At 60.3% G+C, this 24,184-nt stretch carries 27 protein-coding genes; 6 read left to right on the top strand and 21 right to left on the bottom strand.

The window, feature by feature from the left end; all coding sequences use genetic code 11:
• Window position 1: 1 nt before the first annotated feature.
• Complete coding sequence (hpt, locus tag JF539_RS22965) at window positions 2-559, top strand: hypoxanthine phosphoribosyltransferase (RefSeq protein WP_207143085.1); 558 nt, start codon at window positions 2-4, stop codon at window positions 557-559.
• Window positions 560-561: 2 nt separating this feature from the next.
• The gene (locus JF539_RS22960; protein WP_207143084.1) at window positions 562-957 is read left to right on the top strand and encodes a response regulator; all 396 of its coding nucleotides are present in this window, start codon (window positions 562-564) and stop codon (window positions 955-957) included.
• Between the two features lie 253 nt (window positions 958-1,210).
• On the opposite strand, the gene JF539_RS22955 is transcribed toward JF539_RS22960, so the two are convergent.
• The 4 genes from JF539_RS22955 to argH form a co-directional block, all read right to left on the bottom strand.
• Window positions 1,211-3,775 (bottom strand): TIGR02302 family protein, encoded by a 2,565-nt coding sequence (locus JF539_RS22955; protein WP_209017520.1) that lies wholly within the window; start codon window positions 3,773-3,775, stop codon window positions 1,211-1,213.
• Between the two features lie 138 nt (window positions 3,776-3,913).
• Window positions 3,914-5,188, bottom strand: a complete 1,275-nt coding sequence (gene lysA / locus JF539_RS22950) for a diaminopimelate decarboxylase (RefSeq protein ID WP_207143083.1) — start codon at window positions 5,186-5,188, stop codon at window positions 3,914-3,916.
• Between the two features lie 50 nt (window positions 5,189-5,238).
• Window positions 5,239-5,445 (bottom strand): lipoprotein, encoded by a 207-nt coding sequence (locus tag JF539_RS22945; RefSeq protein ID WP_207143082.1) that lies wholly within the window; start codon window positions 5,443-5,445, stop codon window positions 5,239-5,241.
• A 194-nt stretch (window positions 5,446-5,639) separates the two neighbouring features.
• Window positions 5,640-7,025 carry an argininosuccinate lyase gene (gene argH / locus JF539_RS22940; RefSeq protein ID WP_207143081.1) on the bottom strand — a complete coding sequence of 462 codons (1,386 nt, stop codon included), beginning with the start codon at window positions 7,023-7,025 and terminating at the stop codon, window positions 5,640-5,642.
• 35 nt (window positions 7,026-7,060) lie between these two features.
• Between argH and tlpA the strand changes: the two genes are divergently transcribed.
• On the top strand, window positions 7,061-7,708 hold the full coding sequence (gene tlpA / locus JF539_RS22935) for a thiol:disulfide interchange protein TlpA (protein ID WP_207143080.1): 648 nt from the start codon (window positions 7,061-7,063) through the stop codon (window positions 7,706-7,708).
• Window positions 7,709-7,721: 13 nt separating this feature from the next.
• Here the strand turns inward: tlpA and JF539_RS22930 are convergent, their stop codons facing one another.
• The 9 genes from JF539_RS22930 to JF539_RS22890 form a co-directional block, all read right to left on the bottom strand.
• Window positions 7,722-7,928 (bottom strand): hypothetical protein, encoded by a 207-nt coding sequence (locus JF539_RS22930; protein ID WP_207143079.1) that lies wholly within the window; start codon window positions 7,926-7,928, stop codon window positions 7,722-7,724.
• A 36-nt stretch (window positions 7,929-7,964) separates the two neighbouring features.
• The gene (locus JF539_RS22925; protein WP_207143078.1) at window positions 7,965-8,225 is read right to left on the bottom strand and encodes a hypothetical protein; all 261 of its coding nucleotides are present in this window, start codon (window positions 8,223-8,225) and stop codon (window positions 7,965-7,967) included.
• 294 nt (window positions 8,226-8,519) lie between these two features.
• A complete protein-coding gene (locus JF539_RS22920; RefSeq protein WP_207143077.1) occupies window positions 8,520-8,723 on the bottom strand; it encodes a hypothetical protein in 204 nt (67 codons plus the stop codon).
• A gap of 83 nt (window positions 8,724-8,806) precedes the next feature.
• On the bottom strand, window positions 8,807-10,294 hold the full coding sequence (locus JF539_RS22915; RefSeq protein ID WP_207143076.1) for a class I adenylate-forming enzyme family protein: 1,488 nt from the start codon (window positions 10,292-10,294) through the stop codon (window positions 8,807-8,809).
• 22 nt (window positions 10,295-10,316) lie between these two features.
• On the bottom strand, window positions 10,317-11,198 hold the full coding sequence (locus tag JF539_RS22910; protein ID WP_207143075.1) for a 3-hydroxybutyryl-CoA dehydrogenase: 882 nt from the start codon (window positions 11,196-11,198) through the stop codon (window positions 10,317-10,319).
• Between the two features lie 139 nt (window positions 11,199-11,337).
• Window positions 11,338-12,270 carry an electron transfer flavoprotein subunit alpha/FixB family protein gene (locus tag JF539_RS22905; protein WP_207143074.1) on the bottom strand — a complete coding sequence of 311 codons (933 nt, stop codon included), beginning with the start codon at window positions 12,268-12,270 and terminating at the stop codon, window positions 11,338-11,340.
• A 21-nt stretch (window positions 12,271-12,291) separates the two neighbouring features.
• Entirely contained in the window at window positions 12,292-13,041 is a 750-nt protein-coding gene (locus tag JF539_RS22900) for an electron transfer flavoprotein subunit beta/FixA family protein (RefSeq protein ID WP_207143073.1), read from the bottom strand.
• A gap of 302 nt (window positions 13,042-13,343) precedes the next feature.
• The gene (locus JF539_RS22895; protein ID WP_207143072.1) at window positions 13,344-14,042 is read right to left on the bottom strand and encodes a hypothetical protein; all 699 of its coding nucleotides are present in this window, start codon (window positions 14,040-14,042) and stop codon (window positions 13,344-13,346) included.
• Window positions 14,039-14,554: an RNA polymerase sigma factor gene (locus JF539_RS22890; RefSeq protein WP_207143071.1), complete on the bottom strand. Its 516-nt coding sequence runs from the start codon at window positions 14,552-14,554 to the stop codon at window positions 14,039-14,041. Before JF539_RS22890 ends, JF539_RS22895 begins: the two co-directional genes overlap by 4 nt.
• Window positions 14,555-14,761: 207 nt before the next feature.
• Between JF539_RS22890 and JF539_RS22885 the strand changes: the two genes are divergently transcribed.
• Entirely contained in the window at window positions 14,762-15,223 is a 462-nt protein-coding gene (locus JF539_RS22885; RefSeq protein WP_207143070.1) for a hypothetical protein, read from the top strand.
• A 30-nt stretch (window positions 15,224-15,253) separates the two neighbouring features.
• Window positions 15,254-15,634 carry an RT0821/Lpp0805 family surface protein gene (locus JF539_RS28140; protein WP_419247701.1) on the top strand — a complete coding sequence of 127 codons (381 nt, stop codon included), beginning with the start codon at window positions 15,254-15,256 and terminating at the stop codon, window positions 15,632-15,634.
• A gap of 13 nt (window positions 15,635-15,647) precedes the next feature.
• Here the strand turns inward: JF539_RS28140 and JF539_RS22875 are convergent, their stop codons facing one another.
• The 5 genes from JF539_RS22875 to JF539_RS22855 all read right to left on the bottom strand — a co-directional run bounded on the left by JF539_RS22875 (window position 15,648) and on the right by JF539_RS22855 (window position 19,447).
• The gene (locus JF539_RS22875) at window positions 15,648-16,346 is read right to left on the bottom strand and encodes a rhomboid family intramembrane serine protease (RefSeq protein ID WP_207143068.1); all 699 of its coding nucleotides are present in this window, start codon (window positions 16,344-16,346) and stop codon (window positions 15,648-15,650) included.
• A 31-nt stretch (window positions 16,347-16,377) separates the two neighbouring features.
• Window positions 16,378-16,953 carry a cob(I)yrinic acid a,c-diamide adenosyltransferase gene (locus tag JF539_RS22870; RefSeq protein ID WP_207143067.1) on the bottom strand — a complete coding sequence of 192 codons (576 nt, stop codon included), beginning with the start codon at window positions 16,951-16,953 and terminating at the stop codon, window positions 16,378-16,380.
• A 36-nt stretch (window positions 16,954-16,989) separates the two neighbouring features.
• A complete protein-coding gene (locus JF539_RS22865; protein WP_207143066.1) occupies window positions 16,990-17,187 on the bottom strand; it encodes a twin transmembrane helix small protein in 198 nt (65 codons plus the stop codon).
• Between the two features lie 71 nt (window positions 17,188-17,258).
• A complete protein-coding gene (locus tag JF539_RS22860) occupies window positions 17,259-18,131 on the bottom strand; it encodes an SDR family oxidoreductase (RefSeq protein WP_207143065.1) in 873 nt (290 codons plus the stop codon).
• Between the two features lie 77 nt (window positions 18,132-18,208).
• On the bottom strand, window positions 18,209-19,447 hold the full coding sequence (locus JF539_RS22855; protein ID WP_207143064.1) for a ubiquinone biosynthesis hydroxylase: 1,239 nt from the start codon (window positions 19,445-19,447) through the stop codon (window positions 18,209-18,211).
• A gap of 212 nt (window positions 19,448-19,659) precedes the next feature.
• Between JF539_RS22855 and tesB the strand changes: the two genes are divergently transcribed.
• On the top strand, window positions 19,660-20,526 hold the full coding sequence (gene tesB / locus JF539_RS22850) for an acyl-CoA thioesterase II (RefSeq protein WP_207143063.1): 867 nt from the start codon (window positions 19,660-19,662) through the stop codon (window positions 20,524-20,526).
• A gap of 13 nt (window positions 20,527-20,539) precedes the next feature.
• Here the strand turns inward: tesB and JF539_RS22845 are convergent, their stop codons facing one another.
• The 3 genes from JF539_RS22845 to JF539_RS22835 form a co-directional block, all read right to left on the bottom strand.
• Complete coding sequence (locus JF539_RS22845) at window positions 20,540-21,739, bottom strand: CobW family GTP-binding protein (RefSeq protein ID WP_207143062.1); 1,200 nt, start codon at window positions 21,737-21,739, stop codon at window positions 20,540-20,542.
• 146 nt (window positions 21,740-21,885) lie between these two features.
• The gene (locus JF539_RS22840) at window positions 21,886-22,170 is read right to left on the bottom strand and encodes a hypothetical protein (RefSeq protein WP_207143061.1); all 285 of its coding nucleotides are present in this window, start codon (window positions 22,168-22,170) and stop codon (window positions 21,886-21,888) included.
• 246 nt (window positions 22,171-22,416) lie between these two features.
• Window positions 22,417-23,820 carry a D-alanyl-D-alanine carboxypeptidase family protein gene (locus tag JF539_RS22835; protein WP_209017519.1) on the bottom strand — a complete coding sequence of 468 codons (1,404 nt, stop codon included), beginning with the start codon at window positions 23,818-23,820 and terminating at the stop codon, window positions 22,417-22,419.
• Between the last annotated feature and the right edge of the window lie 364 nt (window positions 23,821-24,184).

Genomic DNA, 24,184 nt, shown 5'->3' with positions numbered 1-24,184 from the left:
CATGACCACCGATATTCACACACTTTTCGATGAAGATGCCATTGCCCTGCGGGTTGCCGCGCTTGCGGACGAGATTGCCGAGAGCAAACCTCGCAACCTTCTGGTTGTCGCCGTTCTGAAAGGAAGTTTCATCTTTGCGGCGGACCTTTTGCGCGCCATGCACCGCGCCGGCCTGGAGCCCGAAGTGGAGTTTTTTCACCTGTCCTCCTACGGAGCCGGAACGGAAGGTTCGGAAAATATCCGGATTTTGCGCGATGTTGAAAGTGACGTTAACGGCCGCGACATACTCTTGGTGGACGATATACTCGAATCGGGCCGAACGCTTGCGTTCGCGCGGGAAAGCTTGTTGAGCCGCGACGCCCGTTCGGTAAAGATCGCGGCCCTCCTCGACAAACCGGAGCGCCGTAAAGCTGCCATATCTGCCGATTATGTCGGGTTTACCTGTCCTGATAAGTTCGTCGTCGGATATGGTATGGATATGGGCCATGCTTGGCGGCAGTTGCCTTACATTGGATATGTTGCCCCCGACGCGGCGGCAGATGGCAAGACGGGAGAGTGAGCATGGCTCGCATTCTTCTTACTGAAGACGACGAAGCGGTACGCAGCTTCGTGAAACGCGCTCTGGAACTGGACGGACATTCCGTGGAAGTGGCGGAAGACGGCGGCGAAGCGGTTGAAGTCCTGACCCGGAACGAAGGCGGCTACGACCTGCTCCTGTCCGATATCAAGATGCCTGTCATGGACGGGATCGCGCTCGCCCTCCATACCGCACGCGATTATCCCGAGCTGCCCATCCTGTTGATGACCGGCTTCGCGGACCAGCGCGAGCGGGCCAGCGGCCTGGATGCCCTGGTTCACGACGTCGTCGCCAAACCCTTCTCGCTTGCCGACATACGCAAGGCCGTGCGGGGCGCTATCGCCGGCGAACTGCCCGGCGAAACGCGCCGATACGCCTGATTCGGCTTGTATGTCCGACGGACCGGGAGCCCCGCCAGAGGCGGGGCTTTGTTTTTCGAGAATGAGTATCTCTTCACATGTCCGTCCCTAAGAGAGTGATTTTTTACTCGCTTTTGTCCGATCCGGGTGACCTTTGACGGCCCATCGGCAGCGTTGCGCCACTTGCACGATGCACCGCATCGCATTTTGCGACGCGCCCTGCCGAGCGAGCCGTCAAAAGCCATCAAATGGTTCAAGATGACCGGGAAGGACTCTAGTAGCGCTTGAGCAGGCGCTCGAGATACTCGAGTTCGAGCCGCGGACGCGAGGGATCGGAGAACCGGCGGCGGAGTTCCTCAAGAATACGCCGGGCCCGCTGAACGTCGATCTCATCTGGAATCTGCACCCGGTTGTTGGGATCGGGCCCTTCGGTCCTGCGTGGCCGGCCGAGAGGATCCTCATCCATCGGCGACGGTCCGCCGGGCGAGCCCATGCCTTCGCCCTGCTGGCCCATCATCTGTTCGGTCAAGCCCTGCGCACCGCGTCTGAGGGCGTCAAGGGCGTTGCCCTGCTGACCGAGCGCCTGCTGCCCCTGACCCTGACCGAGGGAGTCCTGGGCCTGACCCATGGATTCGCCGGCTTCGCCCAGAGCCTCGTTCTGGCCCATACCGTTCTGGCCAAGCTGGTCCATCAGCTGCTGGAGCTGCTGCGCGAGATCGCCCTGGCCTTCCTGAAGCTGCTTGAGCATCTGCTCAAGCTGTTCCTGGGTCAGCTGCTGTTGCTGGCCCTGTTGCTGCTGGCCGCCGGGCTGCTGCTGATCCTGATTGAACTTGTGGGTCTGATCCATGAGCTGCTGCTGCTTCTGGATCATTTCTCCGAGCTGATTCAGCATTTCCATCATTTCGCTGGTCATGCCTTCGGGCATCATCTGGGGGCGCCCGGCCTGGAGGTTCTCCAGCATCTGCTGCATTTGAGCAAGCAATTCGCGCGCCGCATCCCGCGAACCGGTGCGCGCCAGTTCCTCGATCTTGTCCAGCATTTCGCTCAGGTCCTGCTGGTCGATCGTCTGCTGGTTGCTGTCGAACGGCTGCATGACCTGCGGATTCTGGCGCATCTGCTCGGCCAGAGCCTGCATGTATTCGTTGAGCGCCTCACGCAGTTCCTGGGTCAGCTTGGCGATTTCCTCGTCGCTTGCGCCTTCCTCCAGCGCCTTGCGCAACGCCTCCTGGGCATCGCGCAACTTGCGCTCCGCCGCCGAAAGATCGCCGTCCTCGATCGACAGTGCCAGATCCCACAAGAGCGGCAGCAGGTCCTTCAGCTCTTCATCGGACCGGGCGGCGATCAGATGCCCGTAGGCGAACCGCATGCCGAGGTAGTTGCGCGGCTTGATGCCGAACAGCTCGGGCGCAAGCATCAGTGCGTCCATGGCGGTGATGACCTGCGCATGGTTCTGCGCGTCCAGTGCAAGATTGCGCCGCTGCTCCACGACCGCCCTTGCAAGGGGTTTGGCGAACCTGCGCTGCGGCAGCGTGATCCGGTAAGCGGGCGAACGCCCTTCCTGGCCGGCCTGATCCCTGGCCATCAGCGTCAAATCGACTTCCGAGCCCGCCCAGGGATGCGAGGTGAGATCCCGGATCGTTTCCGCCGTCTTGGCGGTTCCGGCGCGCGGCGGCAGAGAAAGCGGGAACTGCGGCGCTTCGACCAGCGGCCGGGGAACCCGATCCCCGTGATCCGGGTTGGGAAGAGGCGCAATGGCGGCTTCCGCGGACACCACGCCGTAATCATCGTTTACCAGATAGGAAAACTTCAGCGCTCCGCTGAGCTGGGGTTCCGGGTCGTCGACCAGCCGGATTTCCGGCGCATCGTCCGGGCGGACCGCGAAGACGAAACTCATCAGGGGATCGTCGCCGTTGGCAACTTCAACGACGCCGGTTGTCTGAAGCTCAAGTCTGCGCTCCACCGGTAACAGCTTGGTTAGATCCGGATCCGCGGGATCGCCTGTTTCCACCGGTTCGATCAACGCGGGTTCGGCATCGTCGACCCCGGCAAAGGTCATGGTCAGGCCGGGCGCACCCTGGCTCCTGACCACGAGTATGGCCCCTTCGGGCACGGAAATCGGTGCGGACGGGTCGCGCAGCTGCGCACTTTCGCCGGTCAGGTAAATCGGCGGCTCGCTCGTATAGAGCGGCGGCGTGACCCAGGCATCGAGCCGGCTCGGCGGCTCCACGGTCGTGAATGGATTTTGAAAGGCCGAGACGAGGCGGCCGCCATAATCGCCATGCGCGGCGTAAAAACCGATGACCACCAGACTTGCCGCAAGGACGCGGAGCGCCCAGGGGTCGCGCCGAAACGCCTGCGGACTTGGCGGCTGCGCCCGGACCGCGGCAACGGCTTCGGCGGTCCGGCGCTGATGCAGGGCCCAGATGGCCTGGCTTTCCGGGTCCCCGGCCCCGACCGAAAGCTCATCCTCCAGCGCAGTCAGCGGACGGTGTTGGAAACCGGACGATTTTTCGACACGGGCAAGCGCGTCCCCCCGCGTCGGCCACCTCAGCCTGAAGAGATCCTTCGCCGCCCAGGCGGCCACCCCCAGAAAGACAATGATGCCCAGCGGGCCTGCCCAGGCCGGCAAGGCCAGAAAGAGACCGAGCCATGACAGGCCGACGTAAAATCCGATGACGACAAGAAGCGGCAAAAAAGCGCGCCAGAAACGTTCGACATAAAGAGCCCAACGACTTTGCCGGACAATCCTGTCCAGGCGGGCCTTGACGAAGAAACGCCAGCCATAAGGCTCCGGATCCATCTTCGGTTCGGGGTCTCGATTGCTGTCAGTCGGGGTCAAAAGCGCCTCCGGTTACAGATCGCCCGGCCACGCTGCGCTTGCCGGAGCAGCGCGCGGCGATCGACGGCCATCATATAAGGTGAGGCAAAGGACGCCGTCCGGCAACCTGTCGGAACAACTAATTTTTCGCGAGAGCTCTCACGAACTCTTGAGCCAATCGGGAATTCGGTCAAGGCCGAGCAGATCGTCGAAATTCGGCCGTGGCCGGATTATCGAAAATTGATCTGCGTTTACGAGGACTTCGGGCACAAGCAGGCGGGAGTTGTAGGTGCAGGACTGAACGGCTCCATATGCCCCCGCCGAAAAAACGGCCAACATATCCCCAGCATTTACCCGAGCCATGTCCCGATTCTGCGCCAGGAAGTCGCCCGTTTCGCAAACGGGGCCGACGATATCGGCCTTGATTCGCGCTTCAGCACCGGTTTCCTGCCGAACGGGACGGACCTCGTGAAAGGCTTCGTAGAGCGTCGGACGGATAAGATCGTTCATGGCCGCGTCGACAATGACAAAGGTCTTGTCCGCGCCTTCCTTGACGTAGATGACCTCGGTCACGAGAATTCCCGCATTGCCCGCGATCATCCGCCCCGGTTCGAACAGGACCTTGCAGTCGAGCGCGCGCACATGTTTCTTGACCACCGCCGCGTAGGCTTCCGGATCGGGCGGCGGATTGTTGTCCGTGACATAGGGAATGCCGAGACCGCCCCCGAGATCCACATGATCAATCTTGTGGCCTTCGCCCCGAAGATCGGCGATCAGCTCGCTCAACAGCGCGAAAGCGTTGTCGAAGGGGTTCAGGTCCGTGATCTGGGACCCGATATGCATGTCGATGCCGGTCACCTCGATGCCGGGAAGGCTTGCCGCCTCCGCATAGACCTCGCGCGCGCGCTGCCACGGGATGCCGAACTTGTTTTCCGCCTTGCCCGTTGCGATCTTGGCATGGGTCTTGGCGTCCACGTCCGGGTTGATGCGCATGGAGACCCGCGCGGTCTTGCCCATCTGGCTGGCGACCCTGGAAAGCTGAATGAGCTCCGGTTCGGATTCCACGTTGAAGCAGAGAATGCCTTCCTCAAGCGCGTAGGCCTGCTCGGCTTCCGTTTTGCCGACGCCGGAAAAGACGATCTTGTCCGCCGGAACGCCGACGGCCCGGGCCCGGCGCAATTCGCCCTCCGAGACCACATCCATGCCGGCGCCGAGATCCGCCAGCGTCTTCAGGACCGCCAGGTTGGAATTGGCCTTCATGGCGTAGCAGACCAGAGCGGAAATATCGCCGAAAGCCGATGAAAACACGTCGTAGTGTCGCGTCAGCGTCGCCGTCGAATAGCAGTAAAAAGGCGTGCCGACGGCCTTTGCAATGTCTTCGATCGCAACGTCCTCGGCGTAAAGGGCACCGTTTTTATAGTCGAAATGATGCAATTGGAGCCCTCATGCGGCTATCGCGCAGACCGTATGCCACGCTGAAAATTTTACTTGATGAGAAAGTCCAGGAAGAAGGACTTTTCGCTTTGCGGGTCGGCGGGCTCAACAGGTGCGGCGGCATCCGCCGGGTCCACGGCGGCCGTTGCCGTCGTCGGCTTGGACGGATTTTCCAGACTGCCCTTTCGCCCGCAACCGCCAAGGGTCAATGCCGCGCAAAGGCCGACGATCGCCAGAGATCCGAAGCGGAGTGTCATTGCAAAAAACGCCTTCCAGATTGACTATTGTCCGGGCACCGGGACCCTTGAAATCCACGCGGCAGTGACAACCCGGCATCGCCTCTGCCCGGCGCGGATCCAGGCAATCCCGTTTTTCTGCCCCTGACCTTCTCCTCGCACGGCTGACGGATTTCGGCAAGACCGCTTTCGCTCAGCCGTCGCGAGGGCTTGCGTCAGGCCTTCGAAAGTTCCTTCAGCCAGCGCCGCGCCTGCTTGCGCACGTTGACCGGCGACGTGCCGCCAAAGCTCGTCCGGCTGCGCACGGACTTGTCGACCGAAAGCACCGAAAAGATCTCCCCGGTGATTTTCGGCTCGACCGCCTGCATCTCTTCAAGAGGAACCTTGTGCAATTCGACGTTTTTCTCAACCGCGAGCGCAACGATCCGACCGGTGACGTGATGGGCGTCCCGGAAAGGCAGACCCAGCACCCGGACCAGCCAGTCCGCCAGATCCGTCGCCGTGGAATAGCCCGAACCAGCCGCCTTTTTCATGGCCTTGGTCACAGGTTCGAGATCGCGCATCATTCCGGTCATCGCGGCAAGCGCCAGGGAAATGCTGGCCAGCCCGTCGAAGGCCTGTTCCTTGTCTTCCTGCATGTCCTTGGAATAGGCCAGAGGCAGACCCTTCATCATCACCAGAAGCGCCTGAAGCGAGCCGTAGATCCGGCCGGACTTGGCGCGCACAAGCTCCGCCGCATCCGGATTTTTCTTTTGCGGCATGATCGACGAGCCGGTGGAGAATTTGTCCGACAGTTTCACGAAACCGAATTGCGCCGAGCACCAGATCACGATTTCCTCGGCCAGGCGGGAAAGATGCATCGCGGTCATCGACGCCGCCGCCAAAGCTTCGATCACGAAATCCCGGTCCGACACCCCGTCGAGGGAATTCGCGGTCGGCCGGTCGAAGCCGAGTGCCGAGGCGGTCATATGCCGGTCGATCGGAAACGAGGTGCCTGCAAGAGCCGCCGATCCCAGCGGGCATTCGTTCATCCTCTTGCGCGCGTCGCGCACCCGGCCCCGGTCACGGGAAAACATCTCGACATAGGCCAGGAGATGGTGCCCGAAAGTCACCGGCTGGGCGGACTGCAGGTGGGTGAAGCCCGGCATGACGTCCGCGGCGTGGGCTTCCGCCTTTTCGGCCAGCACCTGCATCAGCTCCGTCAATTGGGCGTCGAGCGTGTCCAGCGTATCGCGCACCCACAGGCGGAAATCCGTCGCCACCTGGTCGTTGCGCGAGCGAGCCGTGTGCAGCCGTCCGGCCGCCGGACCGATCAGTTCGGCGAGACGGGCCTCCACATTCATGTGAATGTCCTCGAGCGCACGGGAAAACTCGAACTTACCGCTTTCGATCTCTGACAGAATTGTGTCTAGACCTTGAACGATGGTCTCGGCATCGTCGCGCGTCACGATCTCTTTTTCCGCGAGCATGCGCACATGGGCTTTCGAGCCGTCGATGTCTTGCTTATATAGCTTCCGGTCGTAGTCGATGGAGGCGTTGATTTCCTCCATGATGGCGTCCGGTCCCTCGGCGAACCGGCCTCCCCACATGCGATTGCTCATGATCTGTCCCTTAAAAGACGCCTCAGGTGTGACGAATGACTAAGCCAGAAGAACCCGCACGAAGCTCCAGACGCGGTCAATTCGCCGCGGGGCTGGCAGGCGCAGCGGCCGCTTTAGCGGCTCTATACGTGATCGCCGGTCCAAATGGCAATATCACCGGAGCGCAAAGCTGTTCCGGAGCCCTTGCCGCCGCGAAGGCCGCCAAACCGTTCGCCACAGGCGATGTAGCCGCATTCTTGCCGGCAAGCCAGCCGCTCGACCTGACGAATCTGACATTCCAGGGGCCCGATGGCGCATCCTTGACGCTCGCCGATTTCAGGGACAAGACCGTTCTCCTCAATCTCTGGGCAACATGGTGCGCGCCCTGCCGCAAGGAAATGCCGGCGCTCGACGAATTGCAGGCGGACCTGGGAGGGGAGACCTTCGAAGTGGTCGCGGTCAACATGGACAAGGGCGGGCCGGACAAACCCAAGGCGTTCCTGAAGGACATTGGCGTCGGCCACCTCGCCTTCTACCAGGACAGCGGCAATGCCGTTTTGAAGGATCTGCGCAAGGTCGCCCGTGCGACGGGACTGCCCACCACGATCCTCATCAGTCCCGAAGGCTGCGAGGTCGGAACGATGTACGGCCCCGCCGAATGGGCATCCGGCGAGGCCAAGAACCTGATTCAGGCGGCGATGTAACGATCAGGCGCGGTCACACCGTGATGTCGACGGCTTCTCCGAGGCCTGGAATCTTGCGGCTTTCGCGGCGGGCTTCTTCATTTTCCGAAGCTTCCTCGAGACGCGTCGCGACCTGGCGTTCCTGTTCGTTCTGATCGCGAACCGCGTTTGTCGCCAGTTGCTGGCGCACTTCCGCGGTGCTGTAGGCCGCTGATGAATTGCTTTCCGTTATGCTCGACATGATCGATACTCCTTTGCCGGGCAGCGTTGATCGCGCTTAAACGCTGATGTCCACGTAGCGGCCGAGGCCGTCATCGACGTTGCGGTTCTCCGCGCGTTTTTCGAGTTTCTCAGCCTGCTCGCTGAGCAATTCGGCGCGGTTCGAACTGAAATTTGCCTGTCGCTGAACTGTCTCGGCGGCGGCTTCAGACTGACGGGCCCTCGCCGCTTCCGCCTGTTGAGCAACCTTTTCCGTCCGAGGCTGTCCAAGCGTAGGCGGGAAGGCCTGAGCGGGTCCATGTCCTATCGCTTCAGGCATAATGCTTCCAATCCCGATTGATCTTGGCTTTTATTGTGCCTCAGGAGTAGAGCGCATTCGTAAATGGAAACGGGAAGTCTGGTTTATGCTTTGGCGGATACTTATGAGAAAGGAAAAATTTATTTAAAACTTTAGGTAATTTTCGACAAGTCATTGAATTCGAAACAGCCACGAATACATTCCAAAGCGCCTAAAATCGGTGTTCAAGAAAAGCCAGGATCGGAGACAACACGCGATTCAACGCCGAAATCGCGTGATTTCCGTGCGGTTGTTAAGGATTGGGTGCCTGATTCGTCAGGCTGTCACATCCACCTGGCCACCAAGGCCAGGGGCTGGGGCGGCCTGCGCCGACTGGAGATTTTCCGCGCCTTCCTGGAGAAGGGCAACCAGGCTGGCGTCCTGCTGGACAGCCATCTTCATCATTTCGGACTGAAGCGCCTGCTGGGTCTGCGCCTGACTGGTCAAGGCGTATGTGCTGGCAATACCGACGCTGTCCATTTGAAGCTCCCCGATTCAGGCGACAGTTTAAACGGTTGCCCTTACTCAACGGTTAACCAACACTTACCTGGACAGTTCGGACCCTAAGTTTGCCTGAGGGACTTCCGCTGAACCTTGCCGGAAGGCGTCCGCGGGAGCTGGTCCATGATCCTGAACGCCTTGGGCCGCTTGTACTCGGCGAGGTGGTCCGCAGCGTAACTGGCCAGGCTGTCTTCGTCGAATTGCTTCGCGTCTCGAGGCACCACGAATGCAGTGACAAGGCTGACGCCCGCGCGTGCGGGAACGGCCGTCACAGCCACTTCCAGCACCTGAGGATGCGATGCGAGCACCCGCTCCACTTCTTCAGGCGCAACCCTGTATCCAAAGGCGTTCATGAGGTCGTCGGCCCGACCTTCGTACCAGTAGTAGCCGTCTTCGTCCTTGCGCGCCCGGTCTCCGGTCAAAAACCAGTCGCCCCGAAATGCCGCCGCTGTTTCTTCCGGTCGGTTCCAGTAGCCCAGCATCAGGCCTGGTTCATCCCGGTGCACCGCCAGCAGACCGGCTTCTCCCGCCAAGGCAAAGTCTTCGGCATCCGTCGTTTCGCGCAGGACCGCAACCTTGCGCCCCGCTTGCGGTTTTCCCGGAGAGCCGGGCCTGACGGCAAGATCCGGACCGCTGGAAATGTAGGTGGAGATCTCGCTCATGCCGAGGGCTTCATAGAGCTCGCGCCCTGTCCGGTTCTTCCAGTCGCTGTAAAGTCCCGCCGGCAACGCCTCCCCCGCCGTCAGGCCATGGCGAAGCGCGTGAAACGAGGCGGGAGAGACCTCGCCGTACTTGAGGATGCGCCGGTAGAGACTCGGAACGGCGGCAAACAGGCTTGCCCGGCTTTTCTCGATAATGCCCGGCCAGATCTCCGGATCGCGCGGCCCGTCATAAACGATGCTTGTGGCGCCGTTCGCCCAGGGGTCCATCAGGCCCACGCCCAAGGTATAGGTCCAGTTGAAGGCACCCGCGTGAAGCAGTCGGTCGGCGGCCGAGATTCCGTACCAGCCCTCATACATCGGACGGCGCGCGCTCGCGGCTCTCTGGGCATGCAGAACCCCCTTTGGGGTCCCGCTGGTTCCTGAGGTGTAGATCAGGAAGGCCGGATCGCCGTCACGGCTTTCGGCGAAGGACCCCGGGGGTGACGACTTGAGATCCTGGATGCCGTCGGGCCCGAGAAACGGAATGCCGTCTCCTTCGGGAAGAACCGTCTCGCCATCGTGGAGCACAAGACCCGCGCCGCTGTCCGCCAGGATCGCCGAAGCTTCGGAAGAGGTCAGGAGGGCGGACGTCGGAACCGGCACGAAACCGCCTGCGATCGCGCCGAAAAAAAGAAGCGGAAAATCGCTGGAGTGACCGACTCTGAGAAGAATCCGGTCCCCGGTTTTCATCCCGGTCGCGCGCAGGCCGGCGGCGACGGCGAGAACGGTCGCCGTCAGCCGGTCGTAGCTCCAGACTTCCAGAACCTCGGCGCCGGGGCCCACAACCTCCAGCGCCGTCTTTGCCCCGGACGGGCTGGCGTTGGACAGGCAATAACGGGCAAGGTTCATCAGACAGGAACGGCCAAAACCCTTAGCGGGTCGGAACGGGCGTCTCTCCGCGATAGTCGTAGAAGCCGCGCTGAGTCTTCCGGCCGAGCCAGCCGGCCTCGACATATTTCACCAGCAGCGGACAGGGACGGTACTTGGTGTCGGCCAGCCCTTCATAGAGCACCTGCATGATCGACAGACAGGTATCCAGACCGATGAAATCGGCAAGCTGCAGCGGTCCCATGGGGTGGTTCGCACCCAGTCGCATCGCCTTGTCGATGGATTCGACCGACCCGACCCCTTCATAAAGCGTATAGATTGCCTCATTGATCATCGGCAGCAGAATCCGGTTGACCATGAAGGCGGGAAAGTCCTCGGCGACCGCGATCTGTTTGCCGAGCCTGTCGCAAAACACCTTGGAGGCTTCGAAAGTTTCATCCTCGGTGGCGATGCCGCGAACCAGTTCGACCAGTTCCATGATGGGAACCGGGTTCATGAAGTGAATGCCGATAAACCGCTCCGGCCGGTCGGTCGTGGCAGCCAGACGCGTGATGGAAATCGACGAGGTGTTGGTCGCCAGGATGGCTTCCGGTTTCAGGATCGGGCAGAGCTGAGAGAAGATCTTCCGTTTGACCTGCTCATTTTCGACCGCGGATTCGATCACCAGATCCATATCTCTCAAAAGATCGAGATCTTCCGCGGCCTTGATGCGGTCCAGAGCTGCGGTTCTGGCTTCTTCCGTAATCAGCGACTTGGACACCTGCCGGGCCATGTTTCCGTTGATCGAGGCAAGACCCGACTCAATCCGCTCCATGGAAATGTCGCTCAAACGCACTTCGTAGCCGGCAAGGGAGCAGACATGCGCGATACCGCTGCCCATTTGACCTGACCCAATCACGCCGACTTTCTTGATTTCGACAGCCATACTGAAAACCCGATCTGCTAAGTAGTGACCCGTTGGGCCATATTGCGGCTATTTTTGGCAAGTCTTGCGCCGAACGGCAAGAACCCCGAAGCGAAAACTATCATTCGCTCCGGGGTCCGTGATGAATTTGCCGCAGGTATTATTCGACCGCGGCCTTCAATTCGGGCAGGACTTCGAACAGATCCGCAACCAGACCGTAGTCGGCAACCTGGAAGATCGGGGCTTCCTCGTCCTTGTTGATCGCGACGATCACCTTCGAGTCCTTCATGCCGGCGAGATGCTGAATCGCACCCGAGATGCCGCAGGCAATGTAAAGATCCGGAGCGACGACCTTGCCGGTCTGCCCGACCTGCCAGTCGTTCGGCGCGTAGCCGGCATCGACAGCCGCGCGGGAGGCCCCGACGGCCGCGCCGAGCGCATCCGCAACCGGCATGATGACTTCCTGGAACTTTTCTTCCGACCCGAGAGCGCGGCCACCGGAAATGATGATCTTCGCGGAGGTCAGCTCCGGACGATCGGACTTGGAAAGTTCCTCGCCGACGAATTCGGAAAGACCCGAACCGTCCACACCGGAAACGGTCTCGACCGCCGCCGATCCGCCCTGTTCCGCTGCCGCGAAGGTCGAGGTCCGGACTGTGATCACCTTTTTCGGATCGCCGGACTTGACCGTCTGGATCGCGTTGCCCGCATAGATCGGCCGCTCGAAGGTCTCCGCATCGACAACGGCGGTGATGTCGGAAATCTGCATGACATCGAGAAGGGCCGCGACGCGCGGCAGGGTGTTTTTGCCGTTGGCGGTCGCCGGCGCGACAATCGCGTCATAGTCACCGGCAAGGCCCACGATCAGGTCGGCCATCGGCTCGGCGAGCTGGTGCTCCAGTGCATCGCCTTCGGCGATCAGGACCTTCGCCACACCGGAAAGTTTCGCAGCTTCCTCGGCAACGCCCTGTACGCCCTTTCCGGCGACGAGAACATGCACGTCGCCGCCCAGGGCGACGGCCGCCGTCAAGGCCTTCGCGGTAGCGTCGTTCAAGGCACCGCCGGCGTGTTCGGCCACAAGAAGTGTTGTCATTTTGTATCCTCCTGCAGGTCCTTAAAGGACGCCGGCTTCATTTTTGAGTTTGTCGACCAGAGCGCCGATGGAATCCACCTTGATGCCCGCTTCGCGCGCGGCCGGTTCGGCGGTGGAAACAACGGTCAGACGCGGCGCGGTGTCGACACCCAGATCGGCCGGGGATTTCTCGTCAATCGGCTTTTTCTTCGCTTTCATGATGTTCGGCAGGGAAGCATAGCGCGGCTCGTTGAGACGCAGGTCCGTGGTCACGATCGCCGGAAGTTTCAGCTTCACGGTCTGGAGACCGCCATCGACCTCACGGGTAACATCCACCGTGCCTTCGCCAAGATCGACCTTGGACGCGAATGTACCCTGGCTCCAGCCGAGCAGGGCGGCCAGCATCTGGCCGGTCTGATTGCAGTCGTCGTCAATGGCCTGCTTGCCGAGGATCACGAGCCCCGGCTCTTCTTCCGCGACGATGGCCTTCAAGATCTTGGCGACCGCCAGCGGCTCCGTGGCATCGTCCGTCTTGACCAGAATGCCGCGGTCGGCGCCCATGGCCAGACCGGTGCGCAGCGTCTCCGTAGCCTGCTGCGGTCCAACGGACACGACAACGACCTCGGTCGCCTTTCCCGCTTCCTTGAGCCGCAGGGCTTCTTCGACCGAGATCTCGTCGAACGGGTTCATGGACATCTTGACGTTGGCAAGATCAACACCTGAACCGTCCGGCTTCACGCGAACTTTCACATTATAATCGATGACCCGTTTCACGGGCACGAGGATTTTCATTTGGTCTCAACCTCTTGCTGGGCCGGCTTTCACCGCACCGCATTATAAGGCCACCCCACCAACATGACCCAACGTCATAAATGGCGGAAATTGGCCAATCGTGGCGCATGGCGCTGGACGGTACTGACCTGCATGGCGACTGTCAATTGCAGTGAAGGGACTAAGATGGAATTCTGCCGGGCCTGAAAAAAACCGTGTCGCAAAGGCGACAACAGCCACCGCGGTCCGAAAACAATCCGAAAGGCCTGAAACGGGAAACGTCCAGGCCCGGCGAACGAGGTGACCGCGAAATTACGGGTTTGTCAGATACCTGGCGTCTCGCTGCTGAAATCACCGGTGACCGGTTCGGCGAAGACGGTGGTCCAGGTGCCATTCTGATCCCGGCACGCGGTTCCCCGGATCGTCATATCGAGCCCGCTGAACGTCGATTCGCGCACATACTGGCGGCACCAGTGACCGCTTTTGCTTTTGTAGGTCTGAACCGGTGTGAAGGTTTCGGTCCAGTCCCCCTCGTGGCTGATATAGATCGGATCGCCACTCACTTTGGTTTCGAGCGCTTCCTGCACTGTCTGGGCAATCAGGAACCGGTCGGTTTCAAGGCGCGCGGCAAGAGACGCCACGGCGGAATCCATGCGGGACTCCATCCAGAAGGAGGTAAACATGAAGGTCCCGGCAACCAGAAACAGGGCCGCCGCCGCCTGGGCGAAATATCCGGTCCAGACCGGATGCTGGCTTCGAACCGGCGGGGCGTTTCGCCTGGTGAATTCGCGGCCGATGACGGCCTCGAAGCGATCCAGGCTTTCCTGCGGAACGGGAGCCGGTATCGCCTGCTGGACAAGACGGTTGTCGTGCGCCAACTGTTGCAGCATCCGGTTCGCGTCCTGCTCGCCCCGGAGGGTTTCAAGCAGCTCGGCCCGCTCCTTGGGCGAACCCTCGCCATCGAGTATCCGGCCGATCTCGGAGGCCAGTAAAATCTGCTCCCGCTTTTCGTCGAATGTCATAACACACCCCCTGGCATGCTGCGCAGCTTGATCTCAGGCGCAGTTTCGTTCGGCTCCAGAAATTCCCGCAGTTTCAGACGTGCACGCGCGAGCCGGCTGGTCACCGTTCCGATGGGAACGCCGAGTTCCTCGGACACATCCTTGTAGCTGCGGCCCTCGACCGCGATCTTCAACAGGACTTCCCGGTTGTCTTCGTCCAGCTTTCCGATGAACGCCTGAACTTTCTGCAACTCGAGGCTGCTCGCGGCGGCTTTGTCTCCGTCGTAGCTTTCCTCGAAATCCAGCATTGCAAGATCGAACAGTCTGGCCCTGTTCGTGGTATCGCGGACATTGTTAAAATGAAGGTTTTGCATAATTCTAAACATCCAGCTGTCGAGGCGGGTCGCGGGATCGAATTGATCCAGCGACCGGATCGCGCGTTCGCAAGTTGTCTGCACCAGATCGTCTGCCTGATCCGGATTCCGGCACAGCCTCAGCGCGAAACTCCTCAGCTTGGGGAGCAAACGGATCATATCCGTTTTAAGTCTATCTTCAGGCAAGGAGTTCTCCGCAAAACCGCTCTGAATATATTAACACGCAGAATGAGTTTTTAATCCGGACTTTTTTTAGTCTAATTTTAGGAAGAAAACGGCGATCTTAAGTGTTGTGGCTTTGAAAAGGGAAAACTGTATTGTTTTCCAAAGGCTGGAAAACCCATTTTTAGAAACCTGACAACTCCGATGAACCACAACCGCCAGATCACATTGCAAGGCCGCCTCTCTGCGATGTTCCGCGTGCTGCCGGTCGTCGTCGCTTCGTCCATGGCGTTTTCGCTCGTCTTTTTCAGTCCGGTCCTGGACCTGAAAGACAGCATCAGCGCTTCCGCGCAATCGCGTGGCGATGGCGGGCGAGGCGGTGGAGGCGGAGGCTCGAGCTCGGGCGGCGGATCGAATTCGTCCGGCGGCGGAAGCGGAAGCTCGGGCGGATCGGGCGGCTCGTCCTCGCAAGGGTCTTCCGGTTCAAATTCTTCTGGAGGAAGCGCAGTTCCCGGTACGTCTGCCTCACAAAAGCCAGCTTCTGGTAATTTGCTTAAAGGAATATTCAAAAGACAAGAACCGACCTTCAACGGCAATAGCGAGCCTTCCGGTGGGATGCTGTCGAAAAGGGAGGAACGGGAGGCCATTGATAACGGCTGGCAATAGATCCAAGAGGCGGGATCGGAATTGAATTTTGTGCGATGTGGGGCACCAAAGCGGCTCGCTTTGCTTTTTCTCCTTACGACTCTTCTTTCGGCATGTACCGAAGTGACCTCGCAGGTCGACCTCGGTGACGGGCTGACGGAGGGCGGTTCCAGCTTGGGATCGTCAGACCGTTCGATCGCGAAGAAAAATCTTCAGCACGCTTTGGAGAAATCGCTGTCGGGCAACGCCATGCGCTGGCAGAATCCCGCCAGCGGAGCAAGCGGCTCGGTCACACCGTTGAGAACATGGAAAACGGCACAAGGGACCTACTGCCGTGCCTATCTTGAGCGGATCACATTTTCCTCCGGAAAATCCCTGAGTCGGGAGGGCATCGCCTGCCGGACTTCCAGTGCCGTCTGGCTGTCAGCCTAAGTCTTCAAGTAAGTCAGGCATTTCCCAGGTTCCGGTCGAAAAGCGGAACGCCCCTGCGCCGGAAGAACACCACCAGAACGGCCCCTGCCGCCAATCCGCCGATATGAGCCATCCAGGCGACCTGGCTGTCGCCTCCGATGACCGCGTTGACGATCTGATACACGATCCAGGCGCCCAGAACCCAACGCGCCGACAAGCGTAGCGGCAAGCGTCCGAACGCCAGAACCCAGACCTTGACCCGGGGATGCAGCATCAGATAGGCGGCAACGACACCGGACACGGCCCCGGAAGCCCCGATCAGCGGAGCGTCGGAGCTCACATCCATGATTGCGTAGACAAAACCGCCGGCCGCCGCGCACAAGAGATAAAAAAGCAGATAGCGCAGGTGGCCCATGGCATCCTCGACGTTGTCGCCGAAGACCCACAAAAACAGCATGTTGCCGAAAAGATGCATGAAATTTCCATGCAGGAACGCATAGGTAACGAGTGACATCCAGTCAGGCAACATTTGCAGCTGGGGGGCCAGATCACGGATATCGAAAAAGACAACGGGAATGAGGCCGAAGGAATAAGACGACGCGGCAACGGCCCGCTCTTCGCCAGCGCCCTGAAACAGGACGAAAATCAGAACGTTCGCGGTGATGATTGCCAGATTGACATAAGGGCGCGGAAGGTGATTCAGCCGATTGTGATCGTAAACCGGAAAAAACATCGAGCGCGCGCCCTCCCCGAAGCAGCTTTCGTTACCGGTTCTGACCAGGCACCCACAAGACGTCCCGCGAGCCCTTGTCGTTCAGGTAGCGCGAGGCGACAAAGAAAAAATCGGACAGACGGTTCATGTAGCGTCCCGCGGCTTCATTGACCTGTTCACGCGCCGCCAGCTCGACGATCAGACGCTCGGCGCGGCGCGACACCGTTCTGGCAAGATGAAGATAGGCGGAAGCCGGGCTGCCACCGGGCAGCACGAAGGACCTCAACGGGGACAGCTCGCCATTCAGCCTGTCGATGGCTTCTTCGAGAGAAGCGACCTGGGTCTGTGTCACGCGCAAGGGTTCATAACCCAGATCCTGCCCGGTTTCCGGGGTCGCCAGATCGGCGCCGAGATCGAAGAGATCGTTCTGAATACGGCTTAAAATCAGGTCGACGTCCGGCGCCGAGTCGCCGGTATGCAGCCTGACGAGACCGACAACGGCATTTGTCTCGTCGACCGTCCCGTAAGCCTCGATCCTGAGATCGTTCTTCGGCCGGCGTTCGCCTGAACCCAGAGCGGTCGTCCCGTCGTCACCCGTTTTTGTATAGATCTTGTTCAAAACAACCATGGCATCCGCTCCCGGACCTTAATCAATAAGACTTCACTATCCGCCGTTTCCGAAGAAATAGAGCCCGCCCATAACCAGCACAATGACCAGGAACTGCAGACCGACGCGCCAGCGCATCAGCATCTGCGACCTGTTGGCCGGGCCGTTGCGGAACAGGTTCCAGATACCCAGCAGCAGCACGACCACGATCGCGGCCATGCCGACGGGAATGAGAATGTCGAAGAGATTTGCCAAATTTCCTGCCTTCCGAGCCGTCCGGCCTGACACCGGCGCTTCCTTCTTGTGTCGTCACGTGCGGCTGCCGGCTATGCTTCCCGGTCCGCCGCCCAGATACAGAACCTGTCCAGGAGACCTGTCGGCAGCACCCGCCGGGCCACGGCCATCAGTGTGGTTGGAAAGGTAACATAATAGCGCTCTTTCGGGTGTTTTGCCTCAACCGCATGAACAAGCCGCTTCACGACGGCCTCCGGTGGCAGCTTGAAGGGTCCCGGTTCACCGGATTCCATCCGGATGCGGCGTTTTTCATAGGTCTCGCGATGAACGGATGCCTTCAGGCCCACCTCACCGATCCAGCGGTCGAAATTCGCCAACGCATTCTCGGTAAACCGCGTTCCGATCGGCCCCGGCTCGATCAGGCTGACATGGACCCCGCTCCCCTTCAGCTCCTGACGCAAAGTGTCGGAATAGGCCTCAAGCGCGAATTTGGACGCGGTGTAGGCCCCCCGGTATTTCATTGCCACGAACCCGAGCACGGAGGAACATTGCACGATACGTCCGGCTCCCTTTGCCCTCATGGCAGGGACCAGCCGCCGGGTCAGATCGTGCCAGCCGAAAAAATTAGCCTCGAACATCGCCCGAAGGGCTTCCGTCGGAATATCCTCAAGCGCACCCGGAACGGCGTAAGCACCATTGTTGAATACGGCATCGAGCTTGCCTTCCGTAAGCTCGAGAGCAGCTTCCGCCGTTTCCTCGATGCTCGACGGATCCTCATAGTCGAGGCGAAAGGTTTCAAACCCCAGGGCGCGCAACCTGTCGATATCTTCCCGTTTGCGGGCCGTGACGAACACCCGCCAGTTTCGGCCGCGCAAGATATGGGCCGCCGAAGCACCGATTCCGGACGAACATCCCGTAATCAGAATGGACCTGTAATCGGAGACACTCGCAGGTTGATCGATCATTCAAAAGTCCGGCGGAACATGGAAGATGCAAGCTTGAAGAGGTCGAGAGTCCCGGCTTTCAACCGGCACTCTTCCTATCAGATCGGTTCCCCTGAAAGCAATTTCGGAATGGGTCCCGCGAAACCCGATGCTTCCTTGATAAACTTGGTCTTCAGTCCAGGCATCCGGTCCACCAGGCCGAGACCGAAATCCCGGGCCGCACGCAGGATATCGTTGTCGTTGGAAAAAAGGCGGTTCAGCACATCCGTCACGACACCCATCTGGAAGGTATCGAACCGGCGCCAGCGCTGGTAGCGCTCCAGAACGTCGAAGCCTCCCGGATCCTGGCCGAGACGCCTTGCATCAATCAACACTTCCGCGAGCGCGGCGACATCCTTGAACCCCATGTTGAGGCCCTGTCCCGCGATCGGGTGAATTCCATGCGCGGCGTCTCCGGCAAGCGCGAAGCGGGGTTTGACGAATTCCCGTGCCAGTTTCAGGCCGAGCGGATAGGCCCGACGCGGGCCCAAGACTTCGAGCGTGCCCAGGTGATGGCCGAAACGGCGTTCCAGCTCCAGTTCGAAGGTGAAATCGTCCGCGCGCACAAGCTTGTCCGCGTCCGAGGTCTTCTCAGTCCAGACCAGCGAAGAACAGTTTCCCGGAAGCGGCAGGATCGCGAAAGGCCCGGAGGGAAGGAAATGTTCTTCCGCGCGGCCGTTGTGCGGACGCTCGTGCCTCACGGTGGTGACGATGCCGGACTGGCCGTAGTCCCAGTCCACCGTCCGGATCCCCGCGAGATCCCTGAGCCTGGAACGCACACCGTCGGCGGCGACGAGAAGACGGCTTTTCAGAACCTCACCATCCCCCAGGACAAGGTCGACATGATCGGCCTGGGTCCGGAACGTATCGGCGACGGCCGGAGCCGCAAAGACCACGCCAAGCCCTGCCGCCGCCTCATGGAGGGCCGGCATCATGACACCGTTGGGCACCATGTGCGCAAACGGTTCGCCTTCCGTCGCTTCCCCACCGAAAGTCAGGAAAACGGGACGAACCGCGTCGCGCAGCTTGCTGTCCGTGACGATCATTTCATTGATCGGCTGCGCTTTCGCCTCGATGTCCTGCCAGACGCCAAGCTGCGTCAGCATTCTCGAAGCCGCCGCTGCAATCGCGGACGCACGCGGATCCTTGTGAAGCTGGTCCATCGGCTTCGGGTCGACAACGGCACATTTCAAACCGGCATCACCCTGTTTCAAAGCCACAGCCAGGGACAGCCCCACGTAGCCGCCACCGGCAATCACGACATCGAACATTTCTTCCGCGCCGCCTGTCCTAGCCATTTCCAATTCTCCCCGCCTCCAGCTTCCCTAAAGGCATCTTGACTTCAACGTAAAGGCCCGTTCAAGAGTGCATCCAGAGCAGTCTCATCAGGCGCACTATTTAGGGCATTTCCCGAAAACAGCGAGTTTCCGGAAAATCTCCTGATTATCGATTTCACGCCGCCAACCCGTCTCCGCATTTGCCGGAACCGCTCAAACGAGGAATCGCGCCGATGAATACGGCAATTGAGAACCTTCTTCAAATTCTCGACCTTGAACCGCTCGAACACAATCTGTTTCGTGGTCGCAGCCCCCAGGTCGGCTGGCAGCGCGTTTTCGGCGGGCAGGTCATCGGCCAGGCGCTGGTTGCCGCCTCGCGCACCGTCGTCGAAGATCGCCACGTTCACTCTCTTCACGGCTATTTCATGCGCCCCGGCGATCCGGAAGTTCCGATCGTCTACGAAGTCGACCGAATCCGTGACGGTGGCAGCTTCACCACGCGCCGGGTTGTCGCCATTCAGCACGGCAAGGCGATTTTCTCCATGTCCGCGTCCTTCCAGGTAGTCGAGGAAGGCCTGGAACACCAGATTGAAATGCCGGACGTGCCTAAACCGGACGAACTGCCGAGCGAACGGGAATTGAAGGATAAATTCCTGTCCATGGCCCCGGAAAATGTCCGCAACTACTGGGAACGGGAACGGCCAATCGAGATTCGGCCGGTCGAATTGACGCACTATTTCAGCGACAAGGTGCTGCCGCCCAGGCAGTATATTTGGGTGCGCGCGTCCGGCGAGTTGCCCGACGATGAGCGAATTCACCAATGCGTCCTGGCCTACGCATCCGACATGGCTCTTCTGGACACTTCGCTCTTTCCTCACGGCACATCCGTATTCAGCCCGAAGATCCAGGCCGCCAGCCTTGATCATGCCATGTGGTTCCACCGCCCGTTCCGCGCCGATGACTGGCTGCTTTATGCCACCGACAGCGTCTCCACATCCGGGTCGCGCGGCATGAACCGGGGATCGCTCTTCACCCTGGACGGCAAGCTCGTGGCCTCCACCGCCCAGGAAGGCCTGATCCGCCTGCGCAGGAAAGACTGAATTCCGTCGGCAGTCACCGAATCGGGCTGGTAAAGCCCGACACCGCCAGCGGATTGTCGGTCATTGCCTTCGAATCGGGCGTATCAGGCAGCAGCGCACCGGAAAAGGCTTCGAACATCTTGCGCACGAAACCCTCCGGAAGGTCCCGGGTGATGAACACCATCCGCGTGCGCCGGTCCTCATCCGGCCAGGCCTCCAGCGTCGCCGGCGGATGAAACACATGCTGGACCCCGTGGATGACGACGGGGCGCTCCGGATCCTCAGCCAGTTTCACCACACCCTTGACCCGGAGCAACTTCGGCCCGTGCGCGGATCGAAGCAGGTCGAGGAACATTTCCAAAGCGGAAGCCGAAACGGCCCGGTCCGTGGAGAGCGTGAAGGCGCGAATCGCATCGCTGTGCCGGTTCACGTCGTGGTCATGATCATGGTCGTGCCCGTGCCCATGCCCATGTCCATGATCGTGGTGATGGTGATGACCGGATCCTTCGTAGGCTTCCGCGTTCAGCCAGGCAGCGACGTCCGGGATCTTGCTGTCCGGGTCGTAGAGGCCCGCGTTGAAGAGCCTGCCGGGCGTCGCCTCGCCGGACTGCGCGTCAAGCCTGAGCGCGCCGGGATTGAGCTTTATCAGCCAGTCCTTGAGGCTTTCGAAGTCCGCTTTTTCGGTCTCCGTCGCGATCAAGTCGGTTTTCGTGAACACCAGCCTGTCTGCGACCGCCGCCTGTTTGCGGGCTTCCTCATGATTTTCGAGCGTGGACAAGCCGTTCACCGCGTCCACAAGCGTAATCACGCTTTCAAGCCGGTAACGCATCATCAGATAGGGGTGCAGCATGACCGTGTGCAGGATTGGCGCCGGGTCGGCCAGACCGGTCGTTTCGATCACCACCCGCCGCAACCGCTCTGTTCGTCCGTTGTCCAGATGGCGCAGCAGATTTTCAAGCGTGGTAACGAGATCACCCCGGATCGTGCAACACAGGCACCCGGACGAAAGCTCGACGATGCCCTCCCCCGCCTGATCGACAAACAGATGGTCGAGGCCGATTTCGCCGAATTCATTGATGATGACGGCCGTATCCGCCATCTCCGGGTCTTTCAGCATCCGGTTGAGAAGAGTTGTTTTTCCCGCTCCCAGAAATCCGGTCAGGACCGTCAGCGGAATCGACGGCCTGGGTCCTGTCCGGCCGCGGCCGTCAACGGCGGTATCTTGGGAAGCCATGGAAATACTCCGGATCGTTCTGGACTGCTCACATAGAAACGTCCGTTATATAATAACGGTTTACGGTGAAAGCCAGCCGTGCGGTCAGCAGAAGATCTGTTGCCACCCTTTGCGGGAGCGGTCAAACGCCTCGGAGGAGATGGAATTCAGCCCGCGTTGAGGACAGTTTGCCCGTCGGACTCCGCGTCTTTGTTCGACCCCTTGTTCTCGACCGAAAGATCCATGGGGGTCAGGTCCTGGGCGAGCTCTGCGGCATCTTCCTCGGATACCGGCTCATCTTCCTCGTCCACGACGGTCCGGACCGCTTCGGCGGCCTTGCGAAGCGTGGCGATGACCTCTTCGACCGAAACCCCTTCCTCCAGCTGATTGGCGGAAAGTTCCGCGAGGCTTGCTAGAGCCCGGATGGTCGCTGTGGATCTCGGTTCGATCATGGCAGGATCTCTCGATCTGTTGGATGCCGGCGCGGTCTTCGCCGAACAGGGCACGATATGTCTCGCCGCGATTTCCGCAGGCAGAACCGCGTCGACGAAAAAACTTACCTGAGTTTTAAGGATTACCGTAAACAAACGGTTAATCGATGCGTCTGAACGCAGCGGCCGGCCAAGGTCCGGACTGCATGTTTCCGTCGCTTTCGGGAATGGATTTCCGGTTTGCCTCTACGGCCTGGATCGCGGGCGTTACTTGCGCGGACTGGGCGAGGGGACCGGGATCGTGAAATCGAGGCCCTTGCGGAAAATCGCGCCTGGAGACGCATTGGACGTGTCCACCGCCGAACCTGGTCGCGTACCGGGTTCTTCCTGCGCGATGGCACCCGCGGCGGTTGCTTCCGCCGTCTCCTGCAGTTTCTGGCGAATCTCGTTTTTCGCCCTGCGCAGTGGATTGGCCGCGGGTATCGGAATGTCCTCAGCCGGAATGGCGGCCGAGCCCGCAATAGCCTTTGCGGCCGCCGGTGCGCCTGAAGGCTTGCCGAGGCTCACCTGAAGCGGCTTGTAGGCGATTCGGCGAGGCCCGAGCGTCCGGTTCAGGATCTTCGCCCAATCCGGCTTTCCGTTGGACAGCATGAAGCCGCTCTCATCGACCTTGACATCTTTCGAGTTGCCTCCGCCGGCTCCGGCGAAAAACAGAAATCCCCCGCGCTTTTCGTTTTCCATGTCGTAGCGGGCCATATAGGCCTTGGCCCCCGGGCTCTTGTTGCGCCGGCAGTATCCGTCGGCCGGAGGCCCCCCGGAAGCGCTCCCGAGACTGGCAACCTTCCGGCCGCCGCTTCTTTTGCGAAAACCCTCATCGAACATCTGACGCGCGAAGGCGGTACGCTCCAGTCCGGAGCCGGCCCCGAGAACGACACCGATGAGCGTCCGTCCGCGCCGTGTCACGGAGGCTGCGACATTGTAGCCGGAATTACAGATATACCCGGTCTTCATGCCGTTGGCGCCGGGCACCCGGAGCAGAAATTCGCGGTTCGCGGACCTCAGGGTTTTCTTGCCGAACCGGATCCCCGGATGATTGTAGTAGTCACGCGATTCCGGAAAGTCCCGCCGCAAGGCCATCGCAAGGACCGCCATGTCCCTTGCGGTCGTGACCTGACGGTTGTCCGGCAGGCCGTGCGGATTCACGAAACGTGTGGAAGACATGCCGAGACGCTTTGCCTCTGCGTTCATCATCGCGATGAAATTGGCTTCCGTGCCGCCGATCGCTTCGCCCAGCGCGACCGCAACATCGTTGGCGGACTTGATCAGAATGATCTTGAGCGCCGTATCGACCGTGAAACGCGTTCCGATCTTGAACCCCATCTTGCTGGGTGGCTCGGAAGCGGAATTCTTCGACTGTACGACGGCCGAATTCAGTGTCGCCCGGCCTTCCCGGATGGCCTTGAAGGTCACATAGGCGGTCATCAGCTTTGTGAGCGAGGCCGGATACCACGTCTTTGTCGCGTTTTTTTCCTCAAGAACCGCGCCGGACCCTGCGTCTACCAGGATAAAAGCGCCGATATCCGCCCGCGCCTTGCCGCCGGGCAAGGACAGGACAAGAGCAACCACGGTCAGGCAGATCGAGGTCAGACGGACAATCGGGCTTGCGGACACGGGGAACCCTCGCTTGTCTTCCCGCTGAACAGAAAATCGCGCTCTACTCACGCCGGTGCGACGCACCGCTGCGCCTCTAAAAAACCGGATCGTGTGCTCAAGAGCAAGCCCCCCGCTTGAAGTCTGTACTGCTGTCCTTTTGAGCAGCTGCGGCAAATTTAGGCTTGTTCATCAGGTATTTCTCGATAAATCGTTGAAAAGCAGCCGGTTTTCTTCAAACGTCACGGGCATCCACTGTTTTGGATCGGCCGGCCCAGTCCTCGTCAGAATTACGGAGGGCATCTGTCTTATTGCATCGCGGAGCATCGCTGGAACAAGTTGAAAAGTCGCACCGCCAGCCCATAGAATAAAACGGGTGGCAGGT

Origin of the sequence: Roseibium aggregatum (assembly GCF_017309185.1) — a bacterium.
In the GTDB taxonomy this organism is placed as follows: Bacteria; Pseudomonadota; Alphaproteobacteria; order Rhizobiales; family Stappiaceae; genus Roseibium; species Roseibium aggregatum_B.
Note: the sequence above shows the minus strand (reverse complement) of the source record. Positions and strands in the feature narration are given on the sequence as shown.